We start from the raw sequence: 23,438 nt of genomic DNA on the forward strand, positions 1-23,438 counted from the left end.
GACGGGCTCGCCATCGTACGCGCCGTCTGCCAGGACCGTACCGATCGGGCAGGTGATTTGGTCGAGCAGCGGCCCGACCAGCGAGGCGGGGTGACGCCATAGAACGGGCAGGAATATACGCTAAGCGGACAAAGCACGAACATCAGGCGGCGAGGGCTTCGGGCGAGGCTCGTAGCGGGCGATAAGCCGCAGCCCTCGACGGCTGCTCCGTCTCCCACAGGTAATCGCCGGTCAGGTTGATGTGCTGCCAGCCGAGGGGCGCCAAGTGGCCCAGCAGTTCATCGGGGATGTGCTCTCCCTGGGAACGCAGGAGGGCCACGGCCCGCTCCATGTACACGGTGTTCCAGAGGATGATGGCGGCGACGACGAAGTTGAGACCGTTGGCCCGATGCTGCTGGGCCTCCAGCGTCCGGTCGTGGATGCGGCCCAGGCGGTGGAAGCAGACGGCGCGGGCGAGGGCGTTGCGGGATTCGCCCTTGTTCAGCTCGGCGGTGGCTTGGCGACGAAGAGCCGGGTCTTCCAGCCAGTCCAAGGTGAAGAGCGTCCGCTCGATGCGGCCGACCTCCCGCAGCGCCAAAGCCAGCCCATTCTGCCGCGGGTAGGAACCGAGCCGCTTCAGCATGAGGGAGGCCGGCACGGCGCCGGTCCTGACCGAGGTGGCCAGACGCAGCAGGTCCTCCCAATGGGTATGGATCAGCGCCTCGTCGATGCGGCCGGCGATGAAGGGTTCGAGGTTTGGCCATGTCGCCGCTGGCCCGAAAGTATAGAGCCGCCGGTCATGCAGGTTCGGAATGCGTGGTGCGAAGCGAAAGCCCAGAAGATGGCAAAGCGCAAAGACATGGTCGGAAACGCCGCCGCCATCGGTGTGGTGGATGGCGATCTTGATGTTTGTGCCATGATTGAGCAGGCCGTCGATGACATGGGGGGCCTCGCCTTCGGTGACGGAAATGGCCCTGCTGCGATAGGGCGCGTAGCGGCCGGAGAGGTGGGTGTAGAAGGAGACCGCCGGATCGGCGTCCTTGTGGGGGTTGATGGCCCCGGTCACCTCTCCCCGCCCGCCAAGCGGGAAATGCTGGCCGTCGGAACTGGAGGTTTCCCCGCTGCCGAAGTGGGCGGCCAGAGGCTGCGCCTGTTGGGCGGCGACGAGCCGGGCCAGAGCCCGGCCATAAGTGTCCTCGCCGACATGCCACCCCGCCGTCCAGGCCAACTGCTTGTAGCTGGCGACGCAACAGGCTTCCGCCATGCGCGTCAGGCCGAGGTTGGTGGCGTCGGCCAGCACTGCCGTCAGGATCACGCGCCGGTCGTCGGCCGGCAATCCGGTCCGCAGATGGGTGAAGCATTCGGTGGCCCCGGTCCAGTCGGCGACCTCGTCGAGGAGATCGGTGATCCGCACCCGCGGCAAGAGTGCGTAAACCCTGTCGGCCAGCCGATCCGCCTCTTTCGGCGTCACCGCCTCGAGAGGGGTGATCTTGAGGGTGCCGCCGCTGAGGCGCACGTCCGGCAACAGGTCCTGCCCGGCCTTGTTGCCGACCTCCCGCAACCGGGGTTCCATCAGCGTTTTCCGGTCCCGGAGATAGCCGGCCGCGTCGAGTGGCACCGCCACCGGCAAGGGGCCGGCCGCCCGCATCTCGGCGAACAGGGTCCTGGTGATGAGTTGGTCCTCGACCGCCCGGTACTGCCGGCTGCCGACCACCCAGAGATCGCCGGCCCGCAGCCGGTCGCGAAGTTCCGCGAAGAGGCACAGTTCATAGGCCGGGCCGTCGATCTTCCCGTTCCGAAACACGGTGGTTCGCCAGCTTCGCCGGATGAAGCCGGTCGGGATGTCCTTCGGCAGGCTCCGCCGGTTGCCGGCGTAGAAGATCCGCATCGCCACCATGGCGCGGAGCAACCCGGTCACGGCGGCGGTGCCCTTGAATTCGAAGGCGTCCAGGAACAAAGGCCCGGCCCGCCGAAGAAGGGCATGGTTCGCCGCGGCAAGGGTGAGGTAGTCGGGACCGTCATCCCTGGCCAGGCCCTTGGCCTCGGCGATGACGTCGGCGAAGCGGTCCCAGGGGATCACCTTACCCACCGCCTCGAAGGCGTTGGCTCCGGTCTCCTTGGCCTCGATCAGTGCGTCGCCGATCTTCGTCAACAGGCGCACCTTGTCGTTGAGCGAGCGGGCATTGGTCTGGAGAGTGGCCGAGGCGCGCCGTTCGGCCCGGCGGAACAGCCGCCCGATCAGCCGGTCAAAAAGGCCGATGCCCTCGTCGGTCAGGCGCGTGATGGTTTCCAGCACCGTCACCACCAGGATGGCATGGCGGCGGCGCGGGCCGATCGCCGTGAGGTGCTGGGCGGTCAAACGGGCTCCCTGGCGTCCGAGTTGCTTTACCCGATCCGCATGGATGCCGCTGGCCGCTTCGGGGTCGATCCCGATCTGGCGCAAACGTTGGAGTTGCTCGACCAGGCGCGCCAGGGAGCGATGACCAGGAGCCCCAGGCGCCTGGCGTGCCCAGGCCAGGGTGCTGACGGCTGTTTCGGGATGGTTGTCCAACAGGGCATCCAGGGCCGTGCGCTGTTCGGCCGACAGAGTGCCGTTCAGTTTCGTCACCGCATGGCGGTCCGCCTGCAACAGGGCCGTGGCCACCATCCGCTCGATGATCGTGGCGCCGGGGGCGGCGGTGCATCGCCGCCGCAGTTCCCCCATCAGCGCCTCGGCGACAACCATTCCGCTGACCGTCGTCAGCGCGATCGGCGCCAGCCACGCCGACAGGTCCCGATGGTCGGGGTGGGAGAAGGTGCGGAAGCCGAAGATGTGGCGCAGGGCCTCCAGGTGTTCGTAGCGGGTCGGTGCCCGCGCCGCGTAATCGGCGAGAGCCGCCGGGTCGATGTCCAGTTGCTCGGCCACGAAGGTGACGGCTTCCAGCGGCACCAGCTCGCCAGGCCGGATCAGCCGGCCGGGGAAGCGCAGGGCGCACAGCTGAAGCGCGAAGCCGAGGCGGTTATAGGGCTGACGGCGACGGGCGATGACCGCCAGGTCCTCGGGGCCGAGGGTGTAGTGGCGGATGAGGTCGGCCTCGGCCATCGGCAGGGCGAACAGGGCTTCAAGCTGGGGTTCGGTGAGGACGCGGCGGCGCGGCATGGAGAAGCTGTCCCATTTGGAGTATTGTCTGTTTTGGATGATCGCGAGCCAAGCCGGAATGCGGCTTTCACGGCCATCCCGCCGGGAGGGTTCAATTGGGACAGCGCGCCGCGCTCTATTGCCGGGTGTCCACCGCTGACCAGTCCTGCGCGCGCCAGGAGCGCGACCTCCTCGCCTTCGCCGCCCGCGCCGGCTACGAGGTGGTGGGCGTCTTCAAGGAGACCGGATCCGGGGTGAAGCTCGACCGCGTCGAGCGCCGCAAGGTTATGGCGCTCGCTCAGGCCCGGCATATCGACGTCGTCCTGGTGACCGAGCTGTCGCGTTGGGGCCGCAGCACGCTGGACCTGCTGGAGACCTTGCGCGAATTGGAAGCTCGGCGGGTTTCGGTGGTCGCGCTGAGCGGCATGGCCTTCGACCTGGCGAGCGCCGCCGGCCGCATGATGGCCACTGTCCTGGCCGGCATCGCCGAATTCGAACGTGATCTGCTGCGCGAACGGGTCCGATCCGGCCTTGCCGCGGCCAAAGCCCGTGGCAAGACTCTCGGCCGCCAGCCCGGACAACGGCCGAAATCGGACCGCTTGGCGACCAAGGTGCTGGCTCTGGTCGACGCCGGACGCAGCTACCGCCTGATCGGCCGAGAGGTGGGGTTGAGCAAGAACACCGTGGCCGCGATCGTGAAGCGTCACCGTTTGAATCAAATGACGAAATAAGCCTACGGCGATCATGCAAGTGAATTATTACTCACTTGCATGATGGGGTGTTCGACCGGTGCCGGGAAACCCTGAAGACAATGTTGGAACATCCAGCACCCGCCCTACTTTCCTTTCCACACGCAAAAACCCTGAGCCGGAACGTCCAGAGCTGCATTGAACTTCGAGGAGAGATTCTGGAACGCGATCAGGCCCGTCAGTTCGACGATGGTGTCTTCGTCCCAACGGTCGCGCAGGCGACGGCGCAACTCCTCATCCGCGCCCTTTCCGGTGATCGTCATCGCCTCGGCATAATCGAGGGCGAGGCGTTCGTCAGCATCGAAGGCGGCGCAGGCTCGCCAGTCGGCCAGAGCCCCGATCTTTTCCAGGGGCACACCGCGTTTCACCAACGTCGCAGCGTTGATATCGACACAGAAGGCGCAATGATTGATCTGCGACACACGGACCGTCACCAGTGACCGCAACGCCGGCGACAGAGGGGACGATCGCCGGTTCAGGGCGCCGTACAGCAGCGCCACCGCCGCAAAGACGAACGGGCTGCGGCCCCACAACAATCCCGGTTCCAGGACCTGGCCATAGGTCTTCTTCTGCTTCCAGAACAGCAGGCGGGCGTACCACGGATACTGCGACAGGGGCTTCGGCGTGATCATCGGCTTCGGGTCCGTTGTCTGTGACGCATCAGCGAAGCGCCGTCATCGATATCGGCCAGGGTGTCGACCGTCGCCGTGCGATGGCGGGCGAGATTGGCCAGGGTGTCAGCCAAGGCATCGGGCGTCGACCAGCGGACACCGTCGAACGGATCGACGAAGCGCGGCCTGCGCTTCAAACCGACCAGCCAATAGCCGCCATCCTCCGCCGGCCCCAGCACCGCGTCGCGATCACCCAAAGCGCGGAAGGCGTCGGCGATATGGAAGGGGCGGATGTCGGGAACATCGCTGCCGACGATGAGCACCGGTCCGGGCGGCAGAGCTTTGGCAATGTGCGCCATGCGACGGCCCAGATCGCCCGCCGGCTGGATGATCCGCGGGAGATCGGCCGGCCAGGGGCCGCCTCCTCTCGGGGTCACCGCCAGCCATGTCCGCCATCGCGGATCCCTTCCAAGCCGCTTGATGGTCAGCGCCAGGGTGGCGCGCTGGAAGGTGAGCGCCATCACCGGACCGATGTCGGCTGCGAGCCGCCGTTTTCCTGTCCCCAGGCGGGGCAGCCGCGTGAAGATCACCAGATGTGGCGTGAGACTCATGAATCATCCATACAGTCTGCGGATCAGGTGGGGCGGCACTCCGGCACTGTAGAGGCCGAGGCAGGCGAGATTAATCGCCGAACGGCGGTACCAGCCATCGCGCCGCCACCGGGCTGCCGACGTCACCGCCGCCGCCTCCAGCGGCACGATGCGCCGGGCGCCGATGCGGCGCACCAGATCGACGTCCTCCATCAGCGGCAGCGGCCGGAAGCCGCCCATGCCACGATAGAAGATGCCGGCGATCAGCAACCCCTGATCGCCGTAGGGAAGCCCCAGCACCCGGGTGCGCCATGCCACCGCGCGTTCCAGCCGTCGTGCCGGGGGTGAGGCGTCATCAAGGGTGAAACGGAAGGCCGCCGCCCGTTCCCGGTTCTCGGGCAGGGCCATGAAAGCGTCGGCCTCGTCGCGCCAGCCGCTCGCCAGGACGGTGTCGGCGTGGAGGAACAGCAACCAGTCACCCGTCGCGCGCTCGGCGCCGACGGCCAATTGCCGCCCACGCCCCCGTTCCGCGATCAGGCAGGTTGCGCCAAGCCGGCGGGCGATTGCGGCGGTGCCGTCGGCCGAGCCGCCGTCCACCACGATGATCTCCGCGACGCCCGCCTTGGCTTGGTCGAGCGATGCCAGAACCGTCTCCAAACTGCCGGCCGCGTTCAGGGTGGGAATGACGATGGAAAGGGTCAACGCCGCCGCTCCTTCCAGCGGCGCACCGCCACCGGCAACAGAGCCAGCAGCCCTAACCCGGCCAGCCCGAAGAGGAGGGTCGGGCTGACGATGTCGGCCATGCGCAAGGCCGCTCCGCTGGCGAAGACGCCTCCCAAACCGGCACCGAAGGCGGCGAAAACGAAGGTTCCCGGAAGGATACCGACCGCGGTCGCCACCACGAACCCGCCGGCCGGCATGCCGAGCACGGCTGCGACCAGATTGACCGCCCAGAAGGGAAACACCGGCATCAACCGCAGGGAGAGCAGGTAATGGAAGGCGTCCGCCCGGAAGCCCGCCTCCATCCTGCGCAGGAATGGACCGGCGCGACGGCTCAGCAAACCACCCACCGCGCTCCGCGCGACGATGAACAGCAGCGACGCGCCAAGCGTCGCGGACAGAACGGCCAGCGTGCCTCCCAGCTCAACCCCGAACAGGAACCCGCCGGCCAGCGTCATGAGCGTGGCGCCCGGCAGGGACAGGGCAACCACCACGGCGTAGGCCGCGACATAGGAAACGGCCGCGACCGCTCCGTGCGCCGCGACAAAGCGCTGGAGCGCCTCCCGATTGTCGCGCAGGCTGTCGAGGCTGAGGGCATCAGGCACTCCCAGCGCCAGCATGGCGGCGGACAACGCGGCGAGAAACAGGAGCGGCAACAGCCGACGGGCCGTCATCCCAGCCTCGCCAGCAGACGGACCAACCAGCGGGTCCGCGGGCCGTAGAGGGTCGGGGTGTAGAAGCCTCCTGCCACCCGCTTGCTGATCTCTCCCAACGTCGGATAAGGCGCGATCACCCCGGCCAGGGTGCCGATTTTCAGCCCGCCCGCCATCGCCAGTCCCCAGGCCTGGATCAGTTCCCCGGCCTGGGGACCGACGATGGTGGCGCCGAGAATGCGCCCCCGCCGATCGGTGACGGCCTTGGCGAAGCCCTCGGCGTGGCGCTCGGCACGGGCTCGGTCGTTGTCGGCGAAGGCCGCCGACAACACGTGGATTCCGTCGCCGTGGCGGTCGCGTGCCTGTGCTTCGGTCAACCCGACCTGGGCCAGTTCCGGATCGGTGTAGGTCACCCAGGGCAAGGTCCGCTCCGAGACGCGGATCGGCAAGCGAAACAGGGCGTTGCGGATCACGACACCGGCGTGATGCCCGGCCCAATGGGTGAACTGCGGCCCGCCGGCGACATCCCCGGCGGCAAAGATGTGGCGGTTGTCGGTGCGCAGACGCTTGTCCACCGCGATCCCCTTCGCGGTGACGCGCACACCCGCCTCCTCCAGCCCAAGCCCTTCGACGTTGGCCCGCCGGCCGGCAGCGATCAGCAGATGGGAACCGATCGGTCGCCGTTCGTCGCTCAACGTCAGGACGATGTCCGTCCCGACCTGCTCGGCGCGTTCGATGCCGACATTCTCCAGGACAGTCACGCCGTCCGCCACCAGAGAGCGTCGAACCACCTCCGCCGCATCCGCATCGTCCTTGGGCAGGATCCGATGGCGCTGAATCAGCGTGACCTCCGCCCCGAGCCGGCGGAACGCCTGGGCCATCTCGCAGCCGATCGGGCCGCCGCCGACCACCAGCAGGTGGCGGGGCCGCTCGGCGAGGTCGAACACCGTCTCGTTGGTCAGAAAGGGCAACCGGTCGAGGCCGGGAAGGTCCGGCACGGCGGCACGGCTGCCGGTGGCAACGACGAAGCGCCGGGCGCGGACGAGGGTGTTTCCGGCCAGGACGGTCGAAGGGTCGAGGAAGCGGGCGCGCTCGCGAATGACGGTACAACCCAGCGCCCGGAACCGGTCTTCGGAATCATGCGGAGCAATGGCGGCGATGGTGCCGTGGACATGGCGGCGCACTGCCGCGAAATCGATGTCGGGCGCCTGCCGGCCAACACCGAACCCGTCGGCGCCGCGGACAGCCTGTGCGGCCTTCGCCGCCGCCAGCAGCGCCTTCGACGGCACGCAGCCGGTGTTGAGGCAATCGCCGCCCATGCGATGGGCCTCGATCAGCACGGTCCGTGCGCCCATCTGCGCCGCGCCGGCGGCAACCGACAGGCCGGCCGACCCGGCGCCGATGACGCAGAGATCGGCGGTCAGTTCTTTCCGGCCGGTCATGCCCGATCCCCGCGGGCGCTGCAGGAGGCGCCGCCGAGAACGCAGAACTCGGCGCAGTAGCGGTGGTTGAGCGGGACCGGCCTCGCCGCTTCAGCCAGGGTGGCGCCCATGTCAAAGGCTTCCTGGTAGGGCAGCAGGGTGCAGGACACCACGGTCGGCCGCTCGTCTCCCTTGTGCTTCACCACCATGCGCGAGGAGGCGCACATCAGCGCGTCGGGTGACTTGCCGAGGATGTCCCAGCAGCCTTCGGTGATTTCGGGAACATCGGCCCGGCCGTCCATCTCCGGGAAGATCATCAGGCTGGCGGGATCGTCGGCGTCGATGGCAAGTCCGAGCCGGGCGAACAGGGACCGGTATCCCGCACGCAGAACCGCAACGTCCTCGTCCGAAGGATTGCGCCCGGCCACCGCATAGGGGATGAGCTGATCGTCCAGCCACAACAAGCCTTCCAACGCCGGCTCCCAGCTTCGCGGCCCACGGATCTCCTCATGCCGCTCCGCCGTGTGGTGATCGAGCGAGACGCGGATCGACAGCTGTCCAGGAAAGCGGTGGTGAAGATCCAGTAGTGGAGCGCGAAGACGGCGCATCGGCGCCATGGCGTTGGTCAGCACCAGCACCCGCCAGCCGCCGGACAGCCCATCCTCGATGATGGCCAGAATGTCCGGATTCATGAAGGGTTCGCCGCCGGTCAGGCCGATCTCGGCAAGCTCGGGGCAGTTCGAACGGGCCTCGTCGAGAAATGCGGCCACTTCGTCCCGATGGATGTAGGACAGCCAGTCGTTGCGCGGGCTGGATTCGATGTAGCAATTCCGGCAGGCGATATTGCACAGGGTGCCAGTGTTGAACCAGAGAGTCTTCAGCCCGCCGAGCGGGACGACGGCCCGTCGTTCGCCGGTCGCGGTCAGGACGGGATCGGAGAATTTGGCGCGGGGCGGGACAGGGACGGTGGTCGCCGGACCTTCCTCCACGCCGTCGCTCCACAGGATGGCCGGAGGATGCAGCGGTTGACCGCGTCGGGCGATCTCGGCCGGGGGAAGGACGTCGCAGCTCGGCCACAGGCCGTTGCCCAGCGCCTGCGCGTAGGGCTCCGGCAAGCCGGCCGCCCGGATTTTGCGGGCGGCGAGGCGATGATCGTAATCGAGCGGGCGATGATGCATCTCCAGCCCGCCCGCCGTCGGCTCGATCAGGCTGAACCAGCCCCTGGGCGTTCCGTCGTTGGCGGGCATGCCGATCGCTCCGGCATTGTGCCACAACGCTCCCTCGACGATCCGGGTGAAGGGCAGTCCGCAATGCCCGCCGATCACGCCGTCCACCCCGGCGAGCGCTACCTGCCGGGCGATCCCGTCATCCGGCTCCGAAGCGAACAGGAAGGCGTTGATCCGCTCGACCGAGCCATGCACCACCGCCAATCGCCTGCCGCCGACGATGAGATCGATCCAGCGCGGCAGCGACCGCATCCAGGCGCGCGCGTCGTCGTCCAACTCCCGGTCGGCGTGGGCGAACCACGCGGCGGACAGCCGGTCGCAGGTTGACCCCTCCGTGAAGCCGCAGCCGCAGTCCTCGGCGCCGAACCCCAGGGACTCCTCGCAATTGCCCATCACCACGGCGACGCCCGACGCCCGGATCAGATCGACGGTCGCCTGCGGATCGGCGCAATAGGCGACCACGTCGCCGGTGCAGATCATGCGTTCCGGCGGAATGTCGAGTTCGTTTGCGGCATCCAGCAACGCCTGGGTTGCTTCGAGATTGCTGTAGCAGCCTCCGAACACAAGGACCGGCCCATCCATGATGAGAGCGGCGGAGAGGGCGGTGGTCCGCGATGTTTCCCGATGCATGACGTCTCCATGGCCCGTTCCCCCTCCTGTTCGTCGCAGCCCGGCAAAAGGTTTCCTGCGAGCACCATTTTTTACGGCCGCACGTAACCTTTGCGGCGCCGCAGTCGAACAGGGTGCATTGGACATCAGCCGGGGAACCGATCCGCCATGAGCATGAGCGCTGCCGCGCCCTGGGTGGTCTTGGCCGCCTATTGCGCCGTCACGTGGTGGGTGACGCCAAGGAGCGTCGACTCCCGTCAATTCTTCGATGGCCGGACCCGATCGGGGGCCGCACCCGGCGTGCTGCTGGTGGCGCTGTCGGCGGCGGTCACCTGGATCTTCGCCAAGTCGATCACCAACGCCGCCGATCTGGCTTACGCCTTCGGACTGACCGGCGGCCTCGGCTATGGCCTTTATTACCTGAGCTTCGCGGTCGCCGGGGTGGCGATCTACCTGCTGCGGACGCGGGGAGGCTACCGGTCCCTTGCCCATTTCCTGGTCGGCAAATACGGCGTCGTCTGCGCCCGGCTGTTCCTGCTGACCGTCGCCTTCCGCCTGTTCAACGAGGTGTGGTCGAACACCAAGGTGATGGCGCTGTTCTTCGGTCCGGAGGGCAGCGGCGCCTACTGGCTGTCGGCCGCCGCGATCACCGCCTTCACGGTGAGCTACGCCTGGTCGGGCGGCATGCGCGCCAGCCTGATGACCGACCGCGTGCAGACCGTGCTGGCCTTCGTGCTGCTGGGCGTGGTTCTGGCGGTGCTGTTTCCCGGTCTTGAGAGCAAGGGGTTGCCGGAGGTCTCGGATAGCGTGCGGCAGGCCGGGCTGACCTTCTGCCTTCTGGCCCTGGTGCAGGTGTTCTCCTATCCCTTCCATGACCCGGTGCTGACCGATCGCGGCTTCCTCAACCCGCCGCGCCAGATGCTGAAGAGCTTCCTGCTCGCCGGCGTGCTGAGCGGTGGTTTCATCGTCCTGTTCAGTGTCATCGGTCTCTACGCCAAGTCCTTCGGTCTGCCCGCCAATCCGGCGACCAGCGTGCCCGCCGCCTTCGGTCTGGTGATGATGCTGGTGTTCAACGCCATCATGCTGCTGTCGGGCGGCTCCACCATCGATTCCACCTTCACCAGCGTGGCCAAGCTGACGGCGCGGGACTGGAACGCCAGCAGCGGCGAACCGGACGCGCGTCACATGAGCCGGGGACGGATGGCGGTCATCGCCATCGCGGTGCTGGGAAATCTCCCACTGTTCACGATCTATCTCGGCGACCGTGCCGGCCCGGCGATCATCGCCGCGACGACGATCAGCGGCACCATGGTGATGGGGTTCGCGCCGATCTTCCTGCTGCCCTGGCTGAAGCCCGCCGGCCCGCTCAGCTTTCATCTCGCCTTCTGGCCGGGGCTGGCGTTCGGCGTTCTGCGCACGGTCGAAACCTTCGCCAAGGTTCAGATATTCCCGGCCGATCTGGCGCTCGGCGTCGGCAAATACGCGCTCGATCTCGGCGTGAACCTGTACGGCCTGCTGATCTGTACGGCGGGCTATCTTCTCGGTGCCGCCTTGGCGCCTCGGCGTCACGCGGTAGCCGTCCCGGCCGAATGAGAGGGCGAGGTGTGGCATGACGACAAGCGTCTTCCAGACCGCTTGCCCACCCGCAGGCGGCGGGGCATGGTTCGGCAGCGATCACAGGGTTGAAGATGGGGTCATGACGCCAACGGACGTCAGCGGCGGTGAGGACAGCGCGTGGTCCCGCCTGATGGCGGCGGCCCAACGCGGCGACGGAGCCAGCTATGTCCAGCTGTTGCGGGACATCACGCCCCTGCTGCGCCGGGTCGCCCGGCGGCGGTGGCCCGGTGCGGGCGCCGACGCCATCGAGGACGTGGTCCAGGACGTGCTGCTGTCGCTGCACGCCGTCCGCCACACCTACAGCCCCGGCCGGCCGTTCGAACCCTGGCTGATGAGCATCCTCCGCCACCGGCTCGCCGACAGTGTGCGGCGGTCCGTCCGGCATTCGGCCCGGGAGGTCGCCGTCGACAATCTGGAGGACATCGCCCCCGCGGTGCCGGTCCCGGAGCAGGAGGACTGGCGGCCCGACCATGACGCTTTGCATCGGGCCATTTCCGATCTGCCGCCGGCGCAGCGGCGGGCGGTCGAACTGCTCAAGATGAAGGAACTGTCGCTCAAGGAGGCGGCTGTGGAGACCGGAATGAGCATCACCGCCTTGAAGGTGGCCACACATCGCGCCGTGAAATCGCTGCGCGCCATGCTCGGCAGGGACGGGTGAGATGAAGACCGACGATCTGATCGCCGCACTGGGCGAGACGGTGACTCCGGTGCGGCCTCTGGCCTCGCCGGGCCGCCGCCTGTCCGGCTGGCTGGCGGTGTCGCTGGCGGCCATCGCCGTCGTGGTGGCGATGATGGGCCTGCGTGCCGATCTGACGGCGAAGCTTGCGGAGTGGACCTTCTCCATTCAGCTGGCGGCGTCCATGGCCACGGCGGTCGCCGCCGCCATTGCGGCGCTGTCGGCGAGCGTGCCCGGCGAAAAGCCGTGGAAGCTGTGGCTTCCGGCGGTTCCGATGACGGTCTGGTTGATCAGCCTTGGGCACCAGTGCTGGCAGGAATGGCTGCGCCTCGAGCCTAGTGTCGGCATGGAGTTCCGCCCCGACTTCGTCTGCATTCCCGGGATCGCCATGGTCGGCGCGGTGCCGGCGGTGGCGATGGTGGCGTTGCTGCGCCGGGGCGCTCCGGCCTTCCCCCGTCTGACCCTGGCTCTCGGGATTCTGGCCGCCGGCGCCCTGGCCGATTTCGGCCTGCGGCTGTTCCACGATGCCGACGCCGGCTTGATGGTGCTGGTGTGGCAGGTCGGATCCGTCATGCTGTTCACGAGCTTGGCGGGTTCGCAGGGTCACCGTTTGCTACCCCAGAAGCTTTCAACACGCAGGATGGCTCACCGATGATCCAGTCAGGCGCCCTTGCCACGACCCATGCTCCCAAACCACCGACCGCTATCGACGCTGGTATGCTCAAGCGCTCGCTGATGACGGCGGCGGCGGTGGGAACGCTGCTCAATCTGATCGCCAACTACGACCTGCTACTGGCCGGAGCCGTGCCGAACCCGCTCAAGCTCTTCCTGACCTATCTGGTTCCCTTTATCGTGGCGACCTATGGAGCGTTTGCCGCCAAACGTCAGATGGCTCGGGATTTCGATGTCTGGCGCGGGGCGGTGGTGACCCCGGCGAAGGGCCTGGACGAAACCAGGGACACCCAAGGGGCATTGCCGCCACCGGCAATGGACGCCGCATGCGCCACCGCCCTCGACACCGCGGCCGATCAGGCTGGGCAAATTCTCGCCAACGCCGAGCGCGTCAATGTGGCATCCCGGCAGCGGGCCGCTTCGGCGGAGGAGGCGGCGGCATTGGCGCAGCGTGTGGCGGCTGACGCCGAAGTGATCCGTTCGGCGGCCGAGCTCAGCGACACCAAGCTGCGGGAAGCGCGGGATCAGGCCACCCGGGTTGGCGAACGGCTCGACGGCTTGGCGGGGGCTGTCGGCCAGGGCGCACAATTGACGATTACGCTGGCCGACGCCATCGGCCGCTTCAACACGAACTTCCAGCAGATTCGTGGATTCGCCGAGGGCATCGGCGCCATCGCCAAACAGACCAACATGCTGGCCCTGAACGCGACCATCGAAGCGGCGCGCGCGGGTGATGCCGGAAAGGGTTTCGCGGTGGTGGCGAGCGAGGTGAAATCGCTGGCGCGCGCCTCCAGCGACTACGCCGACAAAATCTCCGGTCTGATTGCCGAACTGGCCAAGGCCGCCGGCGAGTTGACCGGGCGTGTCGACGCGCTCGACGCCTCCATGAACGCCGCCGCGACAGCCAGTCGGGACAGCCTCGCCGATCTGCGGAATGCCCGGGAGACCGTAATTGAAGCGGCGGCATCGGCTTCCGAAACATCCGGCCATGCCGCTCGACAGCTTGAGCGCATGGAAACAGTGGCAGAGAGGATTGGCACCTTGGCCCGCGACGCCCAGACCAGCATCACCGGCTCAGCGGCGAACATGGAGATTGCGCTGGGACTGAATCGTCACATCGCCACGATCCGCCGCAGCCTGCATTGATGTTGCCGCGCCGGTGGAACACCGAGGTGTGCGGCCGGTTGGATGGCGCCCGGCCCGCCCATCCTCGAACCATCAGCAAATTCACCGTCGCCAGGTAACCTTTCCAAACGTGCGCGGAATACCCTTTCGAGCGGCTGAGAACCACGGCCGCATCCGCATCCAGAAGGGGAATGCTCCATGCGCGTGCTGCCGTCCGTTTCCGGCCTGATCGCCGCCGCTGCGATCCTGCTGCCGCTGGCCGTACAAGCCGGCCAACCGTTCGACGCCGCGGCCTTCCAGCAGGCGCAGGCCGCGGCCAAGACCATTCTGGTCGACGTCTCCGCTCCCTGGTGCCCGACCTGTCAGGCGCAGAAGCCCACCGTCCAGGCCCTGGAGCAGTCTCAGCCCAGCCTGGTCGTGTTCGACGTCGATTTCGACACCGCCAAGGACGTGCTGCGGCGCTTCAAGGTGCAGTACCAAAGCACGCTGATCGTCTTCAAGGGAGCGACGGAGGTCGGCCGGTCGACCGGAGAGACCCGGCCGGACGCCATCCGGGCGCTGGTCGCCAAGGGACTGTAGCCGATCATGGGCGCCGCTCTGGCCCTGAGCTTCCTTGCCGGAACGCTGTCGACCCTGTCGCCCTGCGTCCTGCCGCTGCTTCCCATCCTGCTCGGCGGAGCCATCCGCCAGCACCGGCTGGCCCCGCTCGCCCTTGCCGGCGGCCTGGCCCTGTCCTTTACCGGCGTCGGGCTCTTCGTCGCCACGCTGGGCTTCGCGCTCGGCATCGACGGTGCGGCGGTCAAGCTGACCGCAGCCCTGCTGATGGGGCTGTTCGGGGTGGTGCTGCTGGTCCGGCCCCTGCAGGAGCGCTTCGCCCTGGCGGCGTCCCGCTTGAGCGGTGGGGCCAACAGCGCTCTTGCCGGGCTGTCCGGCGAGGGGCTGGGCGGCCAGTTCCTGCTCGGGCTGCTGCTGGGGGCGGCCTGGTCGCCCTGCGCCGGTCCGACCCTGGGGGCGGCGGTGGGGATGGCGGCGCAGAGCGGCAGCCTGCCGGCCGCCGCCGCGACCATGACCGTTTTCAGCGTCGGCGCGATGGCGCCGCTACTCGCCCTCGCCTACGGATCGCGCAAGGCGATGGCCGCCCGGCGCGACCGGATGGCCGGGCTGGCCGGCGTCGCAAAGCCGGTGATGGGCGGCGCGCTGGTCATCATGAGCGTCCTGATCCTGTCGGGGCTGGACAAGACGATCGAAGCCGCGTTGACCGCCGCGATGCCGCCCTGGCTGGTTGCCTTGACGACGAGTTTTTGACCGGACTTTCCCGCCACAAAGAAAAATTCGAAGACGGCGCGTAACCTTCACCGCCCAGCCAAAGAACTAGAAGCCGTGATCGCCGCAATCGGGCGCATCCTTCCCAGACGGAGACTTCTCATGAACCGCAGAATGCTTGCCATGTCGACGCTCGCCACCGCCGTCGGCCTCGTGGTCGCCGCCCAGTCCGGTGTTGCCAGTGCGCAGCAGAACGACCCCCGGGCGAAGACCATGGAGATGATGCAGAAGAACAAGCTGGTGAAGTGCTACGGCGTCGCCGCCAAGGGCAAGAACGACTGCGCCGAGGGCGCCCATTCCTGCGCCGGTCAGGCGACCCAGGATCACGACAAGGCCTCTTTCGTCCTGCTGCCGGCCGGCGCCTGCGACAAGATCGTCGGCGGCAGCCTCAAAAGCTCCTGACCGCCAAGGCAACCCCGCGGAGCCGTCATGACCACGCCGTCCATTTCCAGGCCGGCGGACGCGCCGATCCCCGCAGATGCGGGGATCGGGTTGCGTTTCGCACACCATCGCGCGGTGCTGGCCGAGAAGCCAGCCGTGGGATGGCTGGAGGTCCACAGCGAGAACTACATGGGCGGCGGCGTGCCGCCGGCTTGCCTTGATGCCATTCGCCGCGACTATCCTGTGTCGCTGCACGGGGTCGGGCTGTCGCTCGGCAGCGCCGAGGAGCTCGACGACGGGCATCTCGACCGTCTTTGCCGGCTGATCGACCGCATCGACCCCGGCCTGATCTCCGAGCACCTGTCCTGGAGCATCGTCGGCGGGGTCTATCTGGCCGACCTGTGCCCGCTTCCGCTCACCGAGGAGGCGCTCGCCGTGGTCTGCCGGAACATCGGGCGGGCCCAGGACCGGCTCGGCCGCCGGTTGTTGATCGAAAACCCGTCCTCCTACCTGCGCTACCGGCACTCGACCATTCCCGAATGGGAGTTCCTGGCGGCCGTCGCCTCCCGGACGGGATGTGGCCTGCTCTGCGACGTCAACAACATCGCCGTCAGCGCCGCCAACCATGGCTGGGATTCCCACCGCTATCTGGCCGCTCTCCCGGCGGACAGCGTCGGCGAATTCCATCTCGCCGGGCACACGCGCCGGGTGTTCGACGACGGACGCGAGATTCGGATCGACGACCACGGCTCGCGGGTCGCTGCCGACGTCTGGCATTTGTTCGAGGCGGCGGTCGCGCTGATCGGCCCGCGGCCGACGCTGATCGAATGGGACACCAATGTGCCGCCGCTCGCGGTGCTGGTGGAGGAAGCCGCCGCGGCCCGGCTGATCCTGAACGCCGCCAGGACATCGAAGACCGACCGGGAGGCGGACCATGCCGACGCTGCATGAGGTCCAGGGTGCGTTTGGCCGGAGCCTGCTGCTCGGCGAGGATGCGGCGGTGGCGGTGCATGTCGTCGAGGATGGCTTCACGGCGACCGAGCGCCTCGCCATCTATCGGAACACCAGCCGCTCGGTGCTCACCGAGGCGTTGCGGCTGAGCCATCCGGCGGTCGACCGCTTGGTCGGCCGTGACTTCTTCGACCTGCTGTCGGCCCGCTTCATCCGGGCGCAGCCACCGCGCAGCGGCGATCTCAATCTCTATGGCGTCGGTTTCGCCGATGTCATTGCAACGGTGCCCGAGGCGGCGACGCTCGCCTATCTGCCGGACGTCGCCCGTTTCGAATGGGGTCTGGCCTGCGCGGCCAACGCGCCCGACGGTCCCCGGCTCGACCCTGCGGCGTTCGCCGGCGCCATCGGCGACGGCCGAGGGGATGGCCAGGGGGACCTGATCATCGAACCGCATGCGTCGTTGCGCCTGCTGCACCTCGACCATCCCGCCGATGCCATCGCCGATGCCGTTCTCAGCGACGACGATGCGGCGCTGGGCGCGGTCGACGTGACGGATGGGCCGGTGTGGCTGGCAGTCCATCGCGGCCCCTTGGGCGTCGAGGCCGAGCGGCTGACGCCGGAGGACTGGCGGTGTCTCCATCGGCTCTGCGGCGGCGAGAGCCTGGGCTCTCTTCTGGAGACGTCCGACCGCGACATCGCGGGGTTGCTGGCCGGCCAGTTCCTGAAAGGGCGGTTCAGCGCCATCCGCTTCATTTCATCCAACGGCTCGGCCGTCACCCAGGAGTCCTCGCAATGACAGCGTCTTCAACCGGAACCCCGGCCACGGGCTTTTCATGCGGACGGCTGATCCGCCAGACGATCACCAAGCTCGACGCGGTGCCCTACTGGCTGCTGGCCTTGCCGCTGCGGGCTGCGGTGGCGCCGATCTTCTGGCGGTCGGGAATGACCAAGATCGCCGACTGGGACGCCACCCTCTACCTGTTCTCCGAGGAGTACCAAGTGCCGCTGCTGCCGCCGGAGCTGGCCGCCTACCTCGCCACCACGGTCGAACTGGTCACGCCGCCGCTGCTGATCCTGGGGCTGCTGACCCGTCCGGTGGCCGCCGTGCTGCTCGGCATGACCATCGTCATTCAGCTTGCCGTCTATCCCAACGCCTGGCCCGTGCATATCCAATGGGCGGCGATGCTGCTCATCCTCCTGTGCCGTGGCGCGGGAAGCCTGTCCCTCGACCATCTGCTGTCCCGCCGGATGGGAGCGACACGATCGTGAGAGGGGCCGGGATGTTCAACCATTTCGGGCGACTGGCCATTCCGGCCTTGCTAGGCACCTTCGGGCTCCTGCTCGGCGCGCACGCCCACGCGGAGTCTTTCGACCCGCCGCCATTGCGAAACGGCCAAGGTCAGTTCGTCCTGCTGGAGCCGCAGACGGCAGTGCCGTCGACGCCGCTCCACCGTCTGGACGGAAGCGTGACGACGATGGAAGAGTTTCGCGGCAGGATCGTCCTGATCAACTTCTGGGCGACCTGGTGTGCGCCCTGTGTTCGCGAAATGCCGGCGCTCGACGCACTCGCCGCCGCGGTGCCATCCGGCTGGTTCGTCGTCGCCGCCGTGTCGTTCGACCAGGATGACGGACAACGGGTGCGGGCATTCGTGGCCCGGCATGGCCTGAAGCATCTGACCGTGCTGCTCGATCCGGATCGACGGTTCGGGACCTTGGGCAAACCGGGAACGGCGTCGCGGCCCTTGCCGCTTTACGGTCTTCCGGCGAGCTACGTCGCCAACCGGTCCGGGCGTGCCACCGGATATCTGGTTGGTCCCATGGCCTGGGACACCCCCCAGGCCCGATCCTTCATCGACTATCTCCTCACCTTCGAGTGACGGCCTGAGCGCCGGTGTCATGAACCAACCGCGAGGCGCAAATGACTGTTTTGGGGGTACTCGGCGGAAGCGGCGTCTACGACATCGCCGGACTCAAGAATGCGGTTTGGCGCAGGGTGACCTCGCCCTTCGGCGAGACCTCCGACGATTTCCTGTTCGGCACGTTGGATGACCTGCCGGTCGTCTTTGCTTGAGGTGATGTGGTGGACGGCCCTTTCACCGGGAAACGGTGTCAAGCTGGGTGCGTCGAAGAAACCATGTGTGGACGGCCCTTCCGGTGCAAGAGTGAAATCCGTAGTGACGGCCGATAGGATGCATCCATGTGTCCGGCCTGTTTTCGCAGCCGTGGCTGCTGGCCTTGATGAATTCCGCGGATCGAAGCCCAAATCACCTCAACGCGCTCGAAGGCGCTTGGTCCCCGTGGGTTTGATCGATCCCCGGCCCAGCCGGTTCGTCATCACGTCTCACCACCCTGGCACATCCACCCGCCGAGCAATCTCTCGCTTTGCCGGGTGAACAACGACTACGCGGCGACCGGCGCCTCGTAGGTTTTTCCGCGTGTCATCACCGCCCAGGCGATGCGGGCAGTTTTGTTGGCCAAGGCTACGGCGGCCAGCTTCGCCGGCTTGCGCTCCAACAGCTTCGTCGCCCAGCTTCGGCTGGCGTTGTCTTTGCGGGCCAACCGCATGACCGCTGTGGCGCCGACGACGAGCAGGCGCCGGAGGTAACCGTCGCCCTGCTTGCTGATGCCAACCTGCCGCTCCTTGCCGCCGCTGCTGTGCGCCTTTGGTGTCAGGCCAAGCCACGCGGCGAATTGGCGACCGGATCGGAACAAGGTTCCGTCCGGCACGGCCGCCGCGATCGCACTGGCGGTGATCGGACCGATCCCGGGAATGGTCGCCAAGCGTCGGCTGACATCGCTGGCCCGATGCCAAGCCAGGATGCGCTCTTCCAGCCGTTCGATCTCGGCGCCGAGGTGGCGAAGTTGCTCAACGATCCCGTGCAGCGCCAGCCGTGCCAGCTCCGGCAATTGATCCTGTGCCTCATGCAGGGCCTCGATGATCGTCTTCACCCCGCCAAGCCCTTTCGCCGCGATGATGCCGAATTCCGCGAGGTGCCCGCGCAACCCGTTGACCAGCATCGTCCGTTGCCGGACCAGCAGATCGCGGGTCTTGTGCAGCATCAAAGCCGCCTGCTGGTCGATCGTCTTGATGGCGACGAACCGCATCGTCGGCCGGGTTACCGCTTCGCAGATCGCCTCGGCGTCCGCCGCATCCGTCTTGCCGCGCTTCACATAGGGCTTGACATAGGCGGGCGGCATCAACTTCACCGTATGCCCCAAGGCCGTAATCTCCCGAGCCCAATGGTGCGCCGTGCCACAAGCTTCGATCCCGACCAGGCACGACGGTACACCCTGGAAGAACTTCAGCACCTCGCCACGACGCAGTTGTCGGCGAACCAGAACCTTTCCCTCTGCGGTGATGCCATGAACCTGGAAGACATTCTTTGCCAGATCCAGACCGATCGTCACCAGCGTGGTCATCAGCCGCTCCTGTAAGGTGGTTTCTTCGACGCACCCAGCTTGACACCGTTTCCCGGTGAAAGGGCCGTCCACCACATCACCTCAGCTTCCCCGGCATGGTCGTGGGCATCGTCATTCGCCGGGGTCGATCAACTATCGCGCCAACATCGATGCTTTGAAACGAGCTGGTGTCACCGATCTTCTGTCGGTCTCGGCCTGCGGATCGCTGCGTGAGGACATGCCGCCAAGCAGCTTCGTCATCGTGGATCAATTCGTCGATCATACGGTCGCTCGATCATCCAGCTTTTTCGGTGAAGGCCTTGTTGCCCACGTCTCGATGGCACAGCCGACCTGCGGCCGCCTCGGAAGCATGGTGTACGGCTGTGCGGACGAGGCCGCGATCCCGGTGAGGCGCGGAGGAACCTACCTTGCGATGGAGGGGCCGCAATTCTCAAGTCTGGCCGAGTCCCGAATTTATCGCGCCTGGGGCTGCGATGTCATCGGGATGACCAACATGCCGGAGGCCAAGCTCGCCCGCGAGGCGGAAATGTGCTTTCTCACGGTCGCGATGGTCACCGATTTCGACTGCTGGCATCCGGACCACGCCCATGTCCAGGTTGCCGACATCGTTCGGGTGCTGGGCGAGAATGCGGAAAACGCCAAACGGCTCATTCGCGCTCTGGCGCCCCGGTTGAGGGAGGCGAGGCCAACCCCCTGTCCCCATGGATGCGACCGCGCGCTCGAAGGCGCCCTCGTCACCTCCCCCGGCGCACGATCGGCGGATATGGTCGCGAAACTCGACGCCGTCGCCGGCCGTGTCCTTCGGCTTTAGAAACCGGCACCCGAACCCCATTGAGATCGAGAACCCGCTCGGCTGTGCGGAGAGCGCTTGACAGTTTTAGAGCGTTCGCTAAAAATCAGCCCATCCACGAAAATGCTGGATGAAAGGACACGGCCTCCATGGTGCGCCCCCGGGCATTCGACGAAGCGGCGGTGATGGACAGCGCGATCCGGTGTTTCTGGAAATCGGGCTTTGCGGCGACATCGGTCCGCGATCTTGAAGCCGAAACGGGGCTGAAGATGGCCAGCCTCTACAACGCGTTCGGCGACAAGCGGTCGATGTTCCGCCTGTCCTTGGAGCGCTATGTCGGTGCCCATGTCGATGATCGCATCCGCCGGCTGGAGTCCGGGCTGTCCGGAAAGGCCCGCATCCACGCCTTCATCCGGGAGGTGATCGACCGCTCGTTGTCCGATCCGGAGCGCAAGGGGTGCCTGCTGATCAACTCGGCAGTTGAGGTGGCTCCCCATGACCCCGCACTCGCGGCCTTCATCGCGGACTGTCTGGCCGACATCCAGGGCTTCTTCCGCCGCGCGCTCGACTGGGCTGCACGGGATGGAGAGATCCCGCCCACCGTCTGCCCGGAGGACACCGCCAAGGCCCTGATGGCCCTGGTCTTCGGCCTGCGCGTGCTGGCGCGCGCCTGTCCCGAACGCACCCTTCTCGAGGGAGCCGCCCGCCCTCTGCTTGCTCTCCTGGACGAGGGCACCGCATCCACGGCTCCGCCCCTTCCGGCAGGGCCGGCGACCTGATCCCAACGACCGGACACCGGGAGTTACCGATGGCCCCTGCGACACTGACCTCCACATCACTGACGGGCATCAAGGCCTGCGTCTTCGACGCTTACGGCACGCTGTTCGACGTGGGATCGGCGGCGGCACGCTGCGCCGATGCCCTGGGCGAGCGGACCGCCCCGCTGGCCGCCCTCTGGCGTGACAAACAACTGCAATACACTTGGCTGCGCGGCCTCCAGGGTCGGCACGCCAATTTCTGGACGGTGACCGGCGACGCGCTCGATTACGCGCTTGCGGCGATGGGCATCGACGATGCGGACCTGCGCGACCGGCTGATGGGGCTGTACCGCACGCTCGACGCCTTCCCCGAGGTGCCCGCCCTGCTGCGGCGCCTGAAGGCGGCGGGCCTGCGCACCGCCATCCTGTCGAACGGCTCCCCGGCGATGCTGGAGGCCGCGGTCACCCATGCCGGGATCGCCGATCTTCTGGACGCCGTCCTGTCGGTGGAGGATGTCGGCGTGTTCAAGCCTCACCCCGCCGTCTATCAGTTGGCGCTCGACCGGCTGGGGCTGCCGGCGGACTCGATCTCCTTCCAGTCTTCCAACGGATGGGACGCCTTCGCCGCCTCCGCTTTCGGCATGCGCGTGGTCTGGTGCAACCGCTATGGCCAGCAGCGCGAACGGCTTCCGGGTGCGCCGGACGTCGAGGTCCGCGATCTTTCGGAACTGCCGGCGCTGCTTGGTCTGCGGGGCTGACCGCCCGCCCTTCAACACCGCGCCTCCCCCTAGCTTTTCTCTTGATCGATTGGAGAGCCAGATGTCGACGATCACCCCGCTCATTCCACGCCAGCCGGTCCCGGATCTCGCGGTCCAGACCGTCGGCGGCCCCCTCTGGCGCCTTGCCGACCAGAAGCCGGAGCATTTCACCCTCATCACGTTCTACCGCGGCCTGCATTGCCCGGTGTGCGCGCGTTATCTCGCCGATCTGGAGAGCAAGCTCGACGACTTTGCCCAGCGAGGCGTGTCGGTCATTGCGATCAGCAGCGACACTGAGGAGCGCGCCGTCCAGGCCAAGGAACGTTGGGCGTTGCCGCGCCTGACGATCGGGTGGGGACTGGATCTGGACGCCGCCCGACGCTGGGGGCTTTATCTGTCCGCCGGACATGGCAAGACCACCGCCGGCATCGAGGAGCCGGCGTTGTTCAGTGAACCCGGGTTGTTTCTGGTCCGCCCGGATGGCACGTTGTATTTCGCGACCGTCCAGACGATGCCTTTCGCACGGCCGAGCTTCGGCGAAATCCTGCAGTCGATCGATTTCGTGATCGCCAGGAATTATCCGGCACGTGGCGAGATCGCCGAATAAGTTCGCGCACACCGACATCCCCGACAACAATCACCATGCGGTCCTGACGCCGACAGGTGTCAGGACCTATTGAAGGGTATAACCGGGACTCGCGGGACGAGCTTGTTCCTGGCTCATCCGCTCGACGTATTTTTCGCCCGGTCTATAACGGGGGCCGTGACTGAACGACCCCGCCCTGCGGCGGCAGGCGACGGCGGAGCTGAACTAAGGGGGAGTCCCGCAACGCTCTGGCGCGGGCAGTGTGCTTCCACCGCCTCGGCCGGCTGCGCGACCGTACCCTGGAAAGCCAGCAACACCGGGCCAGCGGGCTCAATCTGGTGGTGGCGGCGATCATCTTGTGGAACACGGTCTACATGGAGCGCGTCATCCGGGGGCTCCGTGCCGCCGGCGACGAGGTCCCCGACGAGCTGTTGGCGTATTTGGCGCCGCTCGGCTGGCAGCACATCAATCTCACCGGCGATTACCTCTGGACGGAGCCTCCCCGGCTTGATGACGAGGGGTTCCGGCCCATCAGAGTGCCGGCCGAGCTGCTCGTGGCATGATGTTCCCGGTCTGTCCGCTTGGCGTGGTTTTCTGCCCGTCCTATGTCGCGACCCCGAGGCGTCGCCCTCCTCGTTGCTCGTCAGCTCCGAGGCGAGGATCGCGCCGGTCGTGGGATCGACGCCCAGATGCAATTTCCGCCAA

At 67.2% G+C, this 23,438-nt stretch carries 23 protein-coding genes and 3 pseudogenes; 18 read left to right on the forward strand and 8 right to left on the reverse strand.

Going from position 1 to position 23,438, the window contains the following annotated elements:
- Positions 1-142: 142 nt before the first annotated feature.
- Positions 143-3,118: a Tn3 family transposase gene (locus EJ903_RS24795; RefSeq protein ID WP_126620544.1), complete on the reverse strand. Its 2,976-nt coding sequence runs from the start codon at positions 3,116-3,118 to the stop codon at positions 143-145.
- A 95-nt stretch (positions 3,119-3,213) separates the two neighbouring features.
- Between EJ903_RS24795 and EJ903_RS24800 the strand changes: the two genes are divergently transcribed.
- On the forward strand, positions 3,214-3,828 hold the full coding sequence (locus EJ903_RS24800; RefSeq protein ID WP_126620546.1) for a recombinase family protein: 615 nt from the start codon (positions 3,214-3,216) through the stop codon (positions 3,826-3,828).
- 104 nt (positions 3,829-3,932) lie between these two features.
- Here EJ903_RS24800 and EJ903_RS24805 read toward each other — a convergent pair whose 3' ends face one another.
- Genes EJ903_RS24805 through EJ903_RS27840 form a run of 6 tightly spaced genes read right to left on the reverse strand, consistent with a single transcriptional unit; the run spans position 3,933 to position 9,697 of the window.
- Positions 3,933-4,478 (reverse strand): carboxymuconolactone decarboxylase family protein, encoded by a 546-nt coding sequence (locus EJ903_RS24805; RefSeq protein WP_126620548.1) that lies wholly within the window; start codon positions 4,476-4,478, stop codon positions 3,933-3,935.
- The gene (locus tag EJ903_RS24810; protein WP_126620550.1) at positions 4,475-5,068 is read right to left on the reverse strand and encodes a TIGR04282 family arsenosugar biosynthesis glycosyltransferase; all 594 of its coding nucleotides are present in this window, start codon (positions 5,066-5,068) and stop codon (positions 4,475-4,477) included. The genes EJ903_RS24805 and EJ903_RS24810 overlap by 4 nt, the downstream gene beginning before the upstream one ends.
- Before the next feature lie 3 nt (positions 5,069-5,071).
- Complete coding sequence (locus EJ903_RS24815) at positions 5,072-5,749, reverse strand: TIGR04283 family arsenosugar biosynthesis glycosyltransferase (RefSeq protein ID WP_126620552.1); 678 nt, start codon at positions 5,747-5,749, stop codon at positions 5,072-5,074.
- Complete coding sequence (locus EJ903_RS24820; protein WP_126620554.1) at positions 5,746-6,441, reverse strand: TVP38/TMEM64 family protein; 696 nt, start codon at positions 6,439-6,441, stop codon at positions 5,746-5,748. Before EJ903_RS24820 ends, EJ903_RS24815 begins: the two co-directional genes overlap by 4 nt.
- Complete coding sequence (locus tag EJ903_RS24825; protein ID WP_126620556.1) at positions 6,438-7,862, reverse strand: dihydrolipoyl dehydrogenase family protein; 1,425 nt, start codon at positions 7,860-7,862, stop codon at positions 6,438-6,440. Before EJ903_RS24825 ends, EJ903_RS24820 begins: the two co-directional genes overlap by 4 nt.
- Positions 7,859-9,697: a radical SAM protein gene (locus EJ903_RS27840; protein ID WP_246015953.1), complete on the reverse strand. Its 1,839-nt coding sequence runs from the start codon at positions 9,695-9,697 to the stop codon at positions 7,859-7,861. The genes EJ903_RS24825 and EJ903_RS27840 overlap by 4 nt, the downstream gene beginning before the upstream one ends.
- Positions 9,698-9,844: 147 nt before the next feature.
- On the opposite strand from EJ903_RS27840, the gene EJ903_RS24835 reads away from it, so the two are divergent.
- The 12 genes and pseudogenes from EJ903_RS24835 to EJ903_RS24890 all read left to right on the forward strand — a co-directional run.
- The gene (locus EJ903_RS24835) at positions 9,845-11,269 is read left to right on the forward strand and encodes an SLC5/6 family protein (RefSeq protein WP_210211551.1); all 1,425 of its coding nucleotides are present in this window, start codon (positions 9,845-9,847) and stop codon (positions 11,267-11,269) included.
- Positions 11,270-11,372: 103 nt separating this feature from the next.
- Positions 11,373-11,951: a sigma-70 family RNA polymerase sigma factor gene (locus EJ903_RS24840; protein WP_210211552.1), complete on the forward strand. Its 579-nt coding sequence runs from the start codon at positions 11,373-11,375 to the stop codon at positions 11,949-11,951.
- Position 11,952: 1 nt separating this feature from the next.
- Complete coding sequence (locus EJ903_RS24845; protein ID WP_126620558.1) at positions 11,953-12,624, forward strand: NrsF family protein; 672 nt, start codon at positions 11,953-11,955, stop codon at positions 12,622-12,624.
- Positions 12,621-13,787 carry a methyl-accepting chemotaxis protein gene (locus tag EJ903_RS24850; RefSeq protein ID WP_126620560.1) on the forward strand — a complete coding sequence of 389 codons (1,167 nt, stop codon included), beginning with the start codon at positions 12,621-12,623 and terminating at the stop codon, positions 13,785-13,787. Before EJ903_RS24845 ends, EJ903_RS24850 begins: the two co-directional genes overlap by 4 nt.
- Before the next feature lie 177 nt (positions 13,788-13,964).
- Positions 13,965-14,345, forward strand: coding sequence for a thioredoxin family protein (locus tag EJ903_RS24855; protein ID WP_126620562.1), 381 nt, complete (start codon positions 13,965-13,967; stop codon positions 14,343-14,345).
- Between the two features lie 6 nt (positions 14,346-14,351).
- Complete coding sequence (locus EJ903_RS24860) at positions 14,352-15,071, forward strand: cytochrome c biogenesis CcdA family protein (RefSeq protein WP_126620564.1); 720 nt, start codon at positions 14,352-14,354, stop codon at positions 15,069-15,071.
- Between the two features lie 141 nt (positions 15,072-15,212).
- A complete protein-coding gene (locus EJ903_RS24865; protein ID WP_246015954.1) occupies positions 15,213-15,491 on the forward strand; it encodes a BufA1 family periplasmic bufferin-type metallophore in 279 nt (92 codons plus the stop codon).
- 27 nt (positions 15,492-15,518) lie between these two features.
- A complete protein-coding gene (bufB, locus tag EJ903_RS24870; protein WP_126620568.1) occupies positions 15,519-16,421 on the forward strand; it encodes an MNIO family bufferin maturase in 903 nt (300 codons plus the stop codon).
- A complete protein-coding gene (locus EJ903_RS24875; protein ID WP_126620570.1) occupies positions 16,405-17,217 on the forward strand; it encodes an HvfC/BufC N-terminal domain-containing protein in 813 nt (270 codons plus the stop codon). Before bufB ends, EJ903_RS24875 begins: the two co-directional genes overlap by 17 nt.
- Complete coding sequence (locus EJ903_RS24880) at positions 17,214-17,690, forward strand: DoxX family protein (protein ID WP_126620572.1); 477 nt, start codon at positions 17,214-17,216, stop codon at positions 17,688-17,690. The genes EJ903_RS24875 and EJ903_RS24880 overlap by 4 nt, the downstream gene beginning before the upstream one ends.
- An 11-nt stretch (positions 17,691-17,701) precedes the next feature.
- Complete coding sequence (locus tag EJ903_RS24885; protein ID WP_126620574.1) at positions 17,702-18,298, forward strand: TlpA disulfide reductase family protein; 597 nt, start codon at positions 17,702-17,704, stop codon at positions 18,296-18,298.
- Positions 18,299-18,339: 41 nt separating this feature from the next.
- Positions 18,340-18,486, forward strand: a pseudogene (locus EJ903_RS24890) (S-methyl-5'-thioadenosine phosphorylase); the annotation flags it as partial.
- A 335-nt stretch (positions 18,487-18,821) separates the two neighbouring features.
- On the opposite strand, the gene EJ903_RS24895 reads toward EJ903_RS24890, so the two are convergent.
- The gene (locus EJ903_RS24895; RefSeq protein WP_126620576.1) at positions 18,822-19,841 is read right to left on the reverse strand and encodes an IS110 family RNA-guided transposase; all 1,020 of its coding nucleotides are present in this window, start codon (positions 19,839-19,841) and stop codon (positions 18,822-18,824) included.
- 85 nt (positions 19,842-19,926) lie between these two features.
- On the opposite strand from EJ903_RS24895, the pseudogene EJ903_RS24900 reads away from it, so the two are divergent.
- The 5 genes and pseudogenes from EJ903_RS24900 to EJ903_RS24920 all read left to right on the forward strand — a co-directional run.
- Positions 19,927-20,652: pseudogene (locus tag EJ903_RS24900) on the forward strand (phosphorylase family protein); the annotation flags it as partial.
- A gap of 128 nt (positions 20,653-20,780) precedes the next feature.
- Positions 20,781-21,410 (forward strand): TetR/AcrR family transcriptional regulator, encoded by a 630-nt coding sequence (locus tag EJ903_RS24905; protein WP_126620580.1) that lies wholly within the window; start codon positions 20,781-20,783, stop codon positions 21,408-21,410.
- Positions 21,411-21,439: 29 nt separating this feature from the next.
- Positions 21,440-22,147, forward strand: coding sequence for a haloacid dehalogenase type II (locus EJ903_RS24910; protein ID WP_126620582.1), 708 nt, complete (start codon positions 21,440-21,442; stop codon positions 22,145-22,147).
- A 61-nt stretch (positions 22,148-22,208) separates the two neighbouring features.
- Positions 22,209-22,754, forward strand: coding sequence for a peroxiredoxin-like family protein (locus EJ903_RS24915; RefSeq protein ID WP_126620583.1), 546 nt, complete (start codon positions 22,209-22,211; stop codon positions 22,752-22,754).
- A gap of 160 nt (positions 22,755-22,914) precedes the next feature.
- Positions 22,915-23,296, forward strand: a pseudogene (locus tag EJ903_RS24920) (Tn3 family transposase); the annotation flags it as partial.
- Positions 23,297-23,438: the final 142 nt, after the last annotated feature.

This window comes from Azospirillum griseum, assembly GCF_003966125.1.
Taxonomy (GTDB): Bacteria; Pseudomonadota; Alphaproteobacteria; order Azospirillales; family Azospirillaceae; genus Azospirillum; species Azospirillum griseum.

Excerpts from the sequence above, each read along its gene's own strand:
- EJ903_RS24795 (WP_126620544.1), bottom strand. The coding sequence starts at position 3,118 with ATGCCGCGCCGCCGCGTCCTCACCGAACCCCAGCTTGAAGCCCTGTTC.
- EJ903_RS24805 (WP_126620548.1), bottom strand. The coding sequence starts at position 4,478 with ATGATCACGCCGAAGCCCCTGTCGCAGTATCCGTGGTACGCCCGCCTG.
- EJ903_RS24810 (WP_126620550.1), bottom strand. The coding sequence starts at position 5,068 with ATGAGTCTCACGCCACATCTGGTGATCTTCACGCGGCTGCCCCGCCTG.
- EJ903_RS24820 (WP_126620554.1), bottom strand. The coding sequence starts at position 6,441 with ATGACGGCCCGTCGGCTGTTGCCGCTCCTGTTTCTCGCCGCGTTGTCC.
- EJ903_RS24825 (WP_126620556.1), bottom strand. The coding sequence starts at position 7,862 with ATGACCGGCCGGAAAGAACTGACCGCCGATCTCTGCGTCATCGGCGCC.
- EJ903_RS27840 (WP_246015953.1), bottom strand. The coding sequence starts at position 9,697 with ATGCATCGGGAAACATCGCGGACCACCGCCCTCTCCGCCGCTCTCATC.
- EJ903_RS24835 (WP_210211551.1), top strand. The coding sequence starts at position 9,845 with ATGAGCATGAGCGCTGCCGCGCCCTGGGTGGTCTTGGCCGCCTATTGC.
- EJ903_RS24840 (WP_210211552.1), top strand. The coding sequence starts at position 11,373 with ATGACGCCAACGGACGTCAGCGGCGGTGAGGACAGCGCGTGGTCCCGC.
- EJ903_RS24845 (WP_126620558.1), top strand. The coding sequence starts at position 11,953 with ATGAAGACCGACGATCTGATCGCCGCACTGGGCGAGACGGTGACTCCG.
- EJ903_RS24850 (WP_126620560.1), top strand. The coding sequence starts at position 12,621 with ATGATCCAGTCAGGCGCCCTTGCCACGACCCATGCTCCCAAACCACCG.
- EJ903_RS24855 (WP_126620562.1), top strand. The coding sequence starts at position 13,965 with ATGCGCGTGCTGCCGTCCGTTTCCGGCCTGATCGCCGCCGCTGCGATC.
- EJ903_RS24860 (WP_126620564.1), top strand. The coding sequence starts at position 14,352 with ATGGGCGCCGCTCTGGCCCTGAGCTTCCTTGCCGGAACGCTGTCGACC.
- EJ903_RS24865 (WP_246015954.1), top strand. The coding sequence starts at position 15,213 with ATGTCGACGCTCGCCACCGCCGTCGGCCTCGTGGTCGCCGCCCAGTCC.
- bufB (WP_126620568.1), top strand. The coding sequence starts at position 15,519 with ATGACCACGCCGTCCATTTCCAGGCCGGCGGACGCGCCGATCCCCGCA.
- EJ903_RS24875 (WP_126620570.1), top strand. The coding sequence starts at position 16,405 with ATGCCGACGCTGCATGAGGTCCAGGGTGCGTTTGGCCGGAGCCTGCTG.
- EJ903_RS24880 (WP_126620572.1), top strand. The coding sequence starts at position 17,214 with ATGACAGCGTCTTCAACCGGAACCCCGGCCACGGGCTTTTCATGCGGA.
- EJ903_RS24885 (WP_126620574.1), top strand. The coding sequence starts at position 17,702 with ATGTTCAACCATTTCGGGCGACTGGCCATTCCGGCCTTGCTAGGCACC.
- EJ903_RS24895 (WP_126620576.1), bottom strand. The coding sequence starts at position 19,841 with ATGACCACGCTGGTGACGATCGGTCTGGATCTGGCAAAGAATGTCTTC.
- EJ903_RS24905 (WP_126620580.1), top strand. The coding sequence starts at position 20,781 with ATGGTGCGCCCCCGGGCATTCGACGAAGCGGCGGTGATGGACAGCGCG.
- EJ903_RS24910 (WP_126620582.1), top strand. The coding sequence starts at position 21,440 with ATGGCCCCTGCGACACTGACCTCCACATCACTGACGGGCATCAAGGCC.
- EJ903_RS24915 (WP_126620583.1), top strand. The coding sequence starts at position 22,209 with ATGTCGACGATCACCCCGCTCATTCCACGCCAGCCGGTCCCGGATCTC.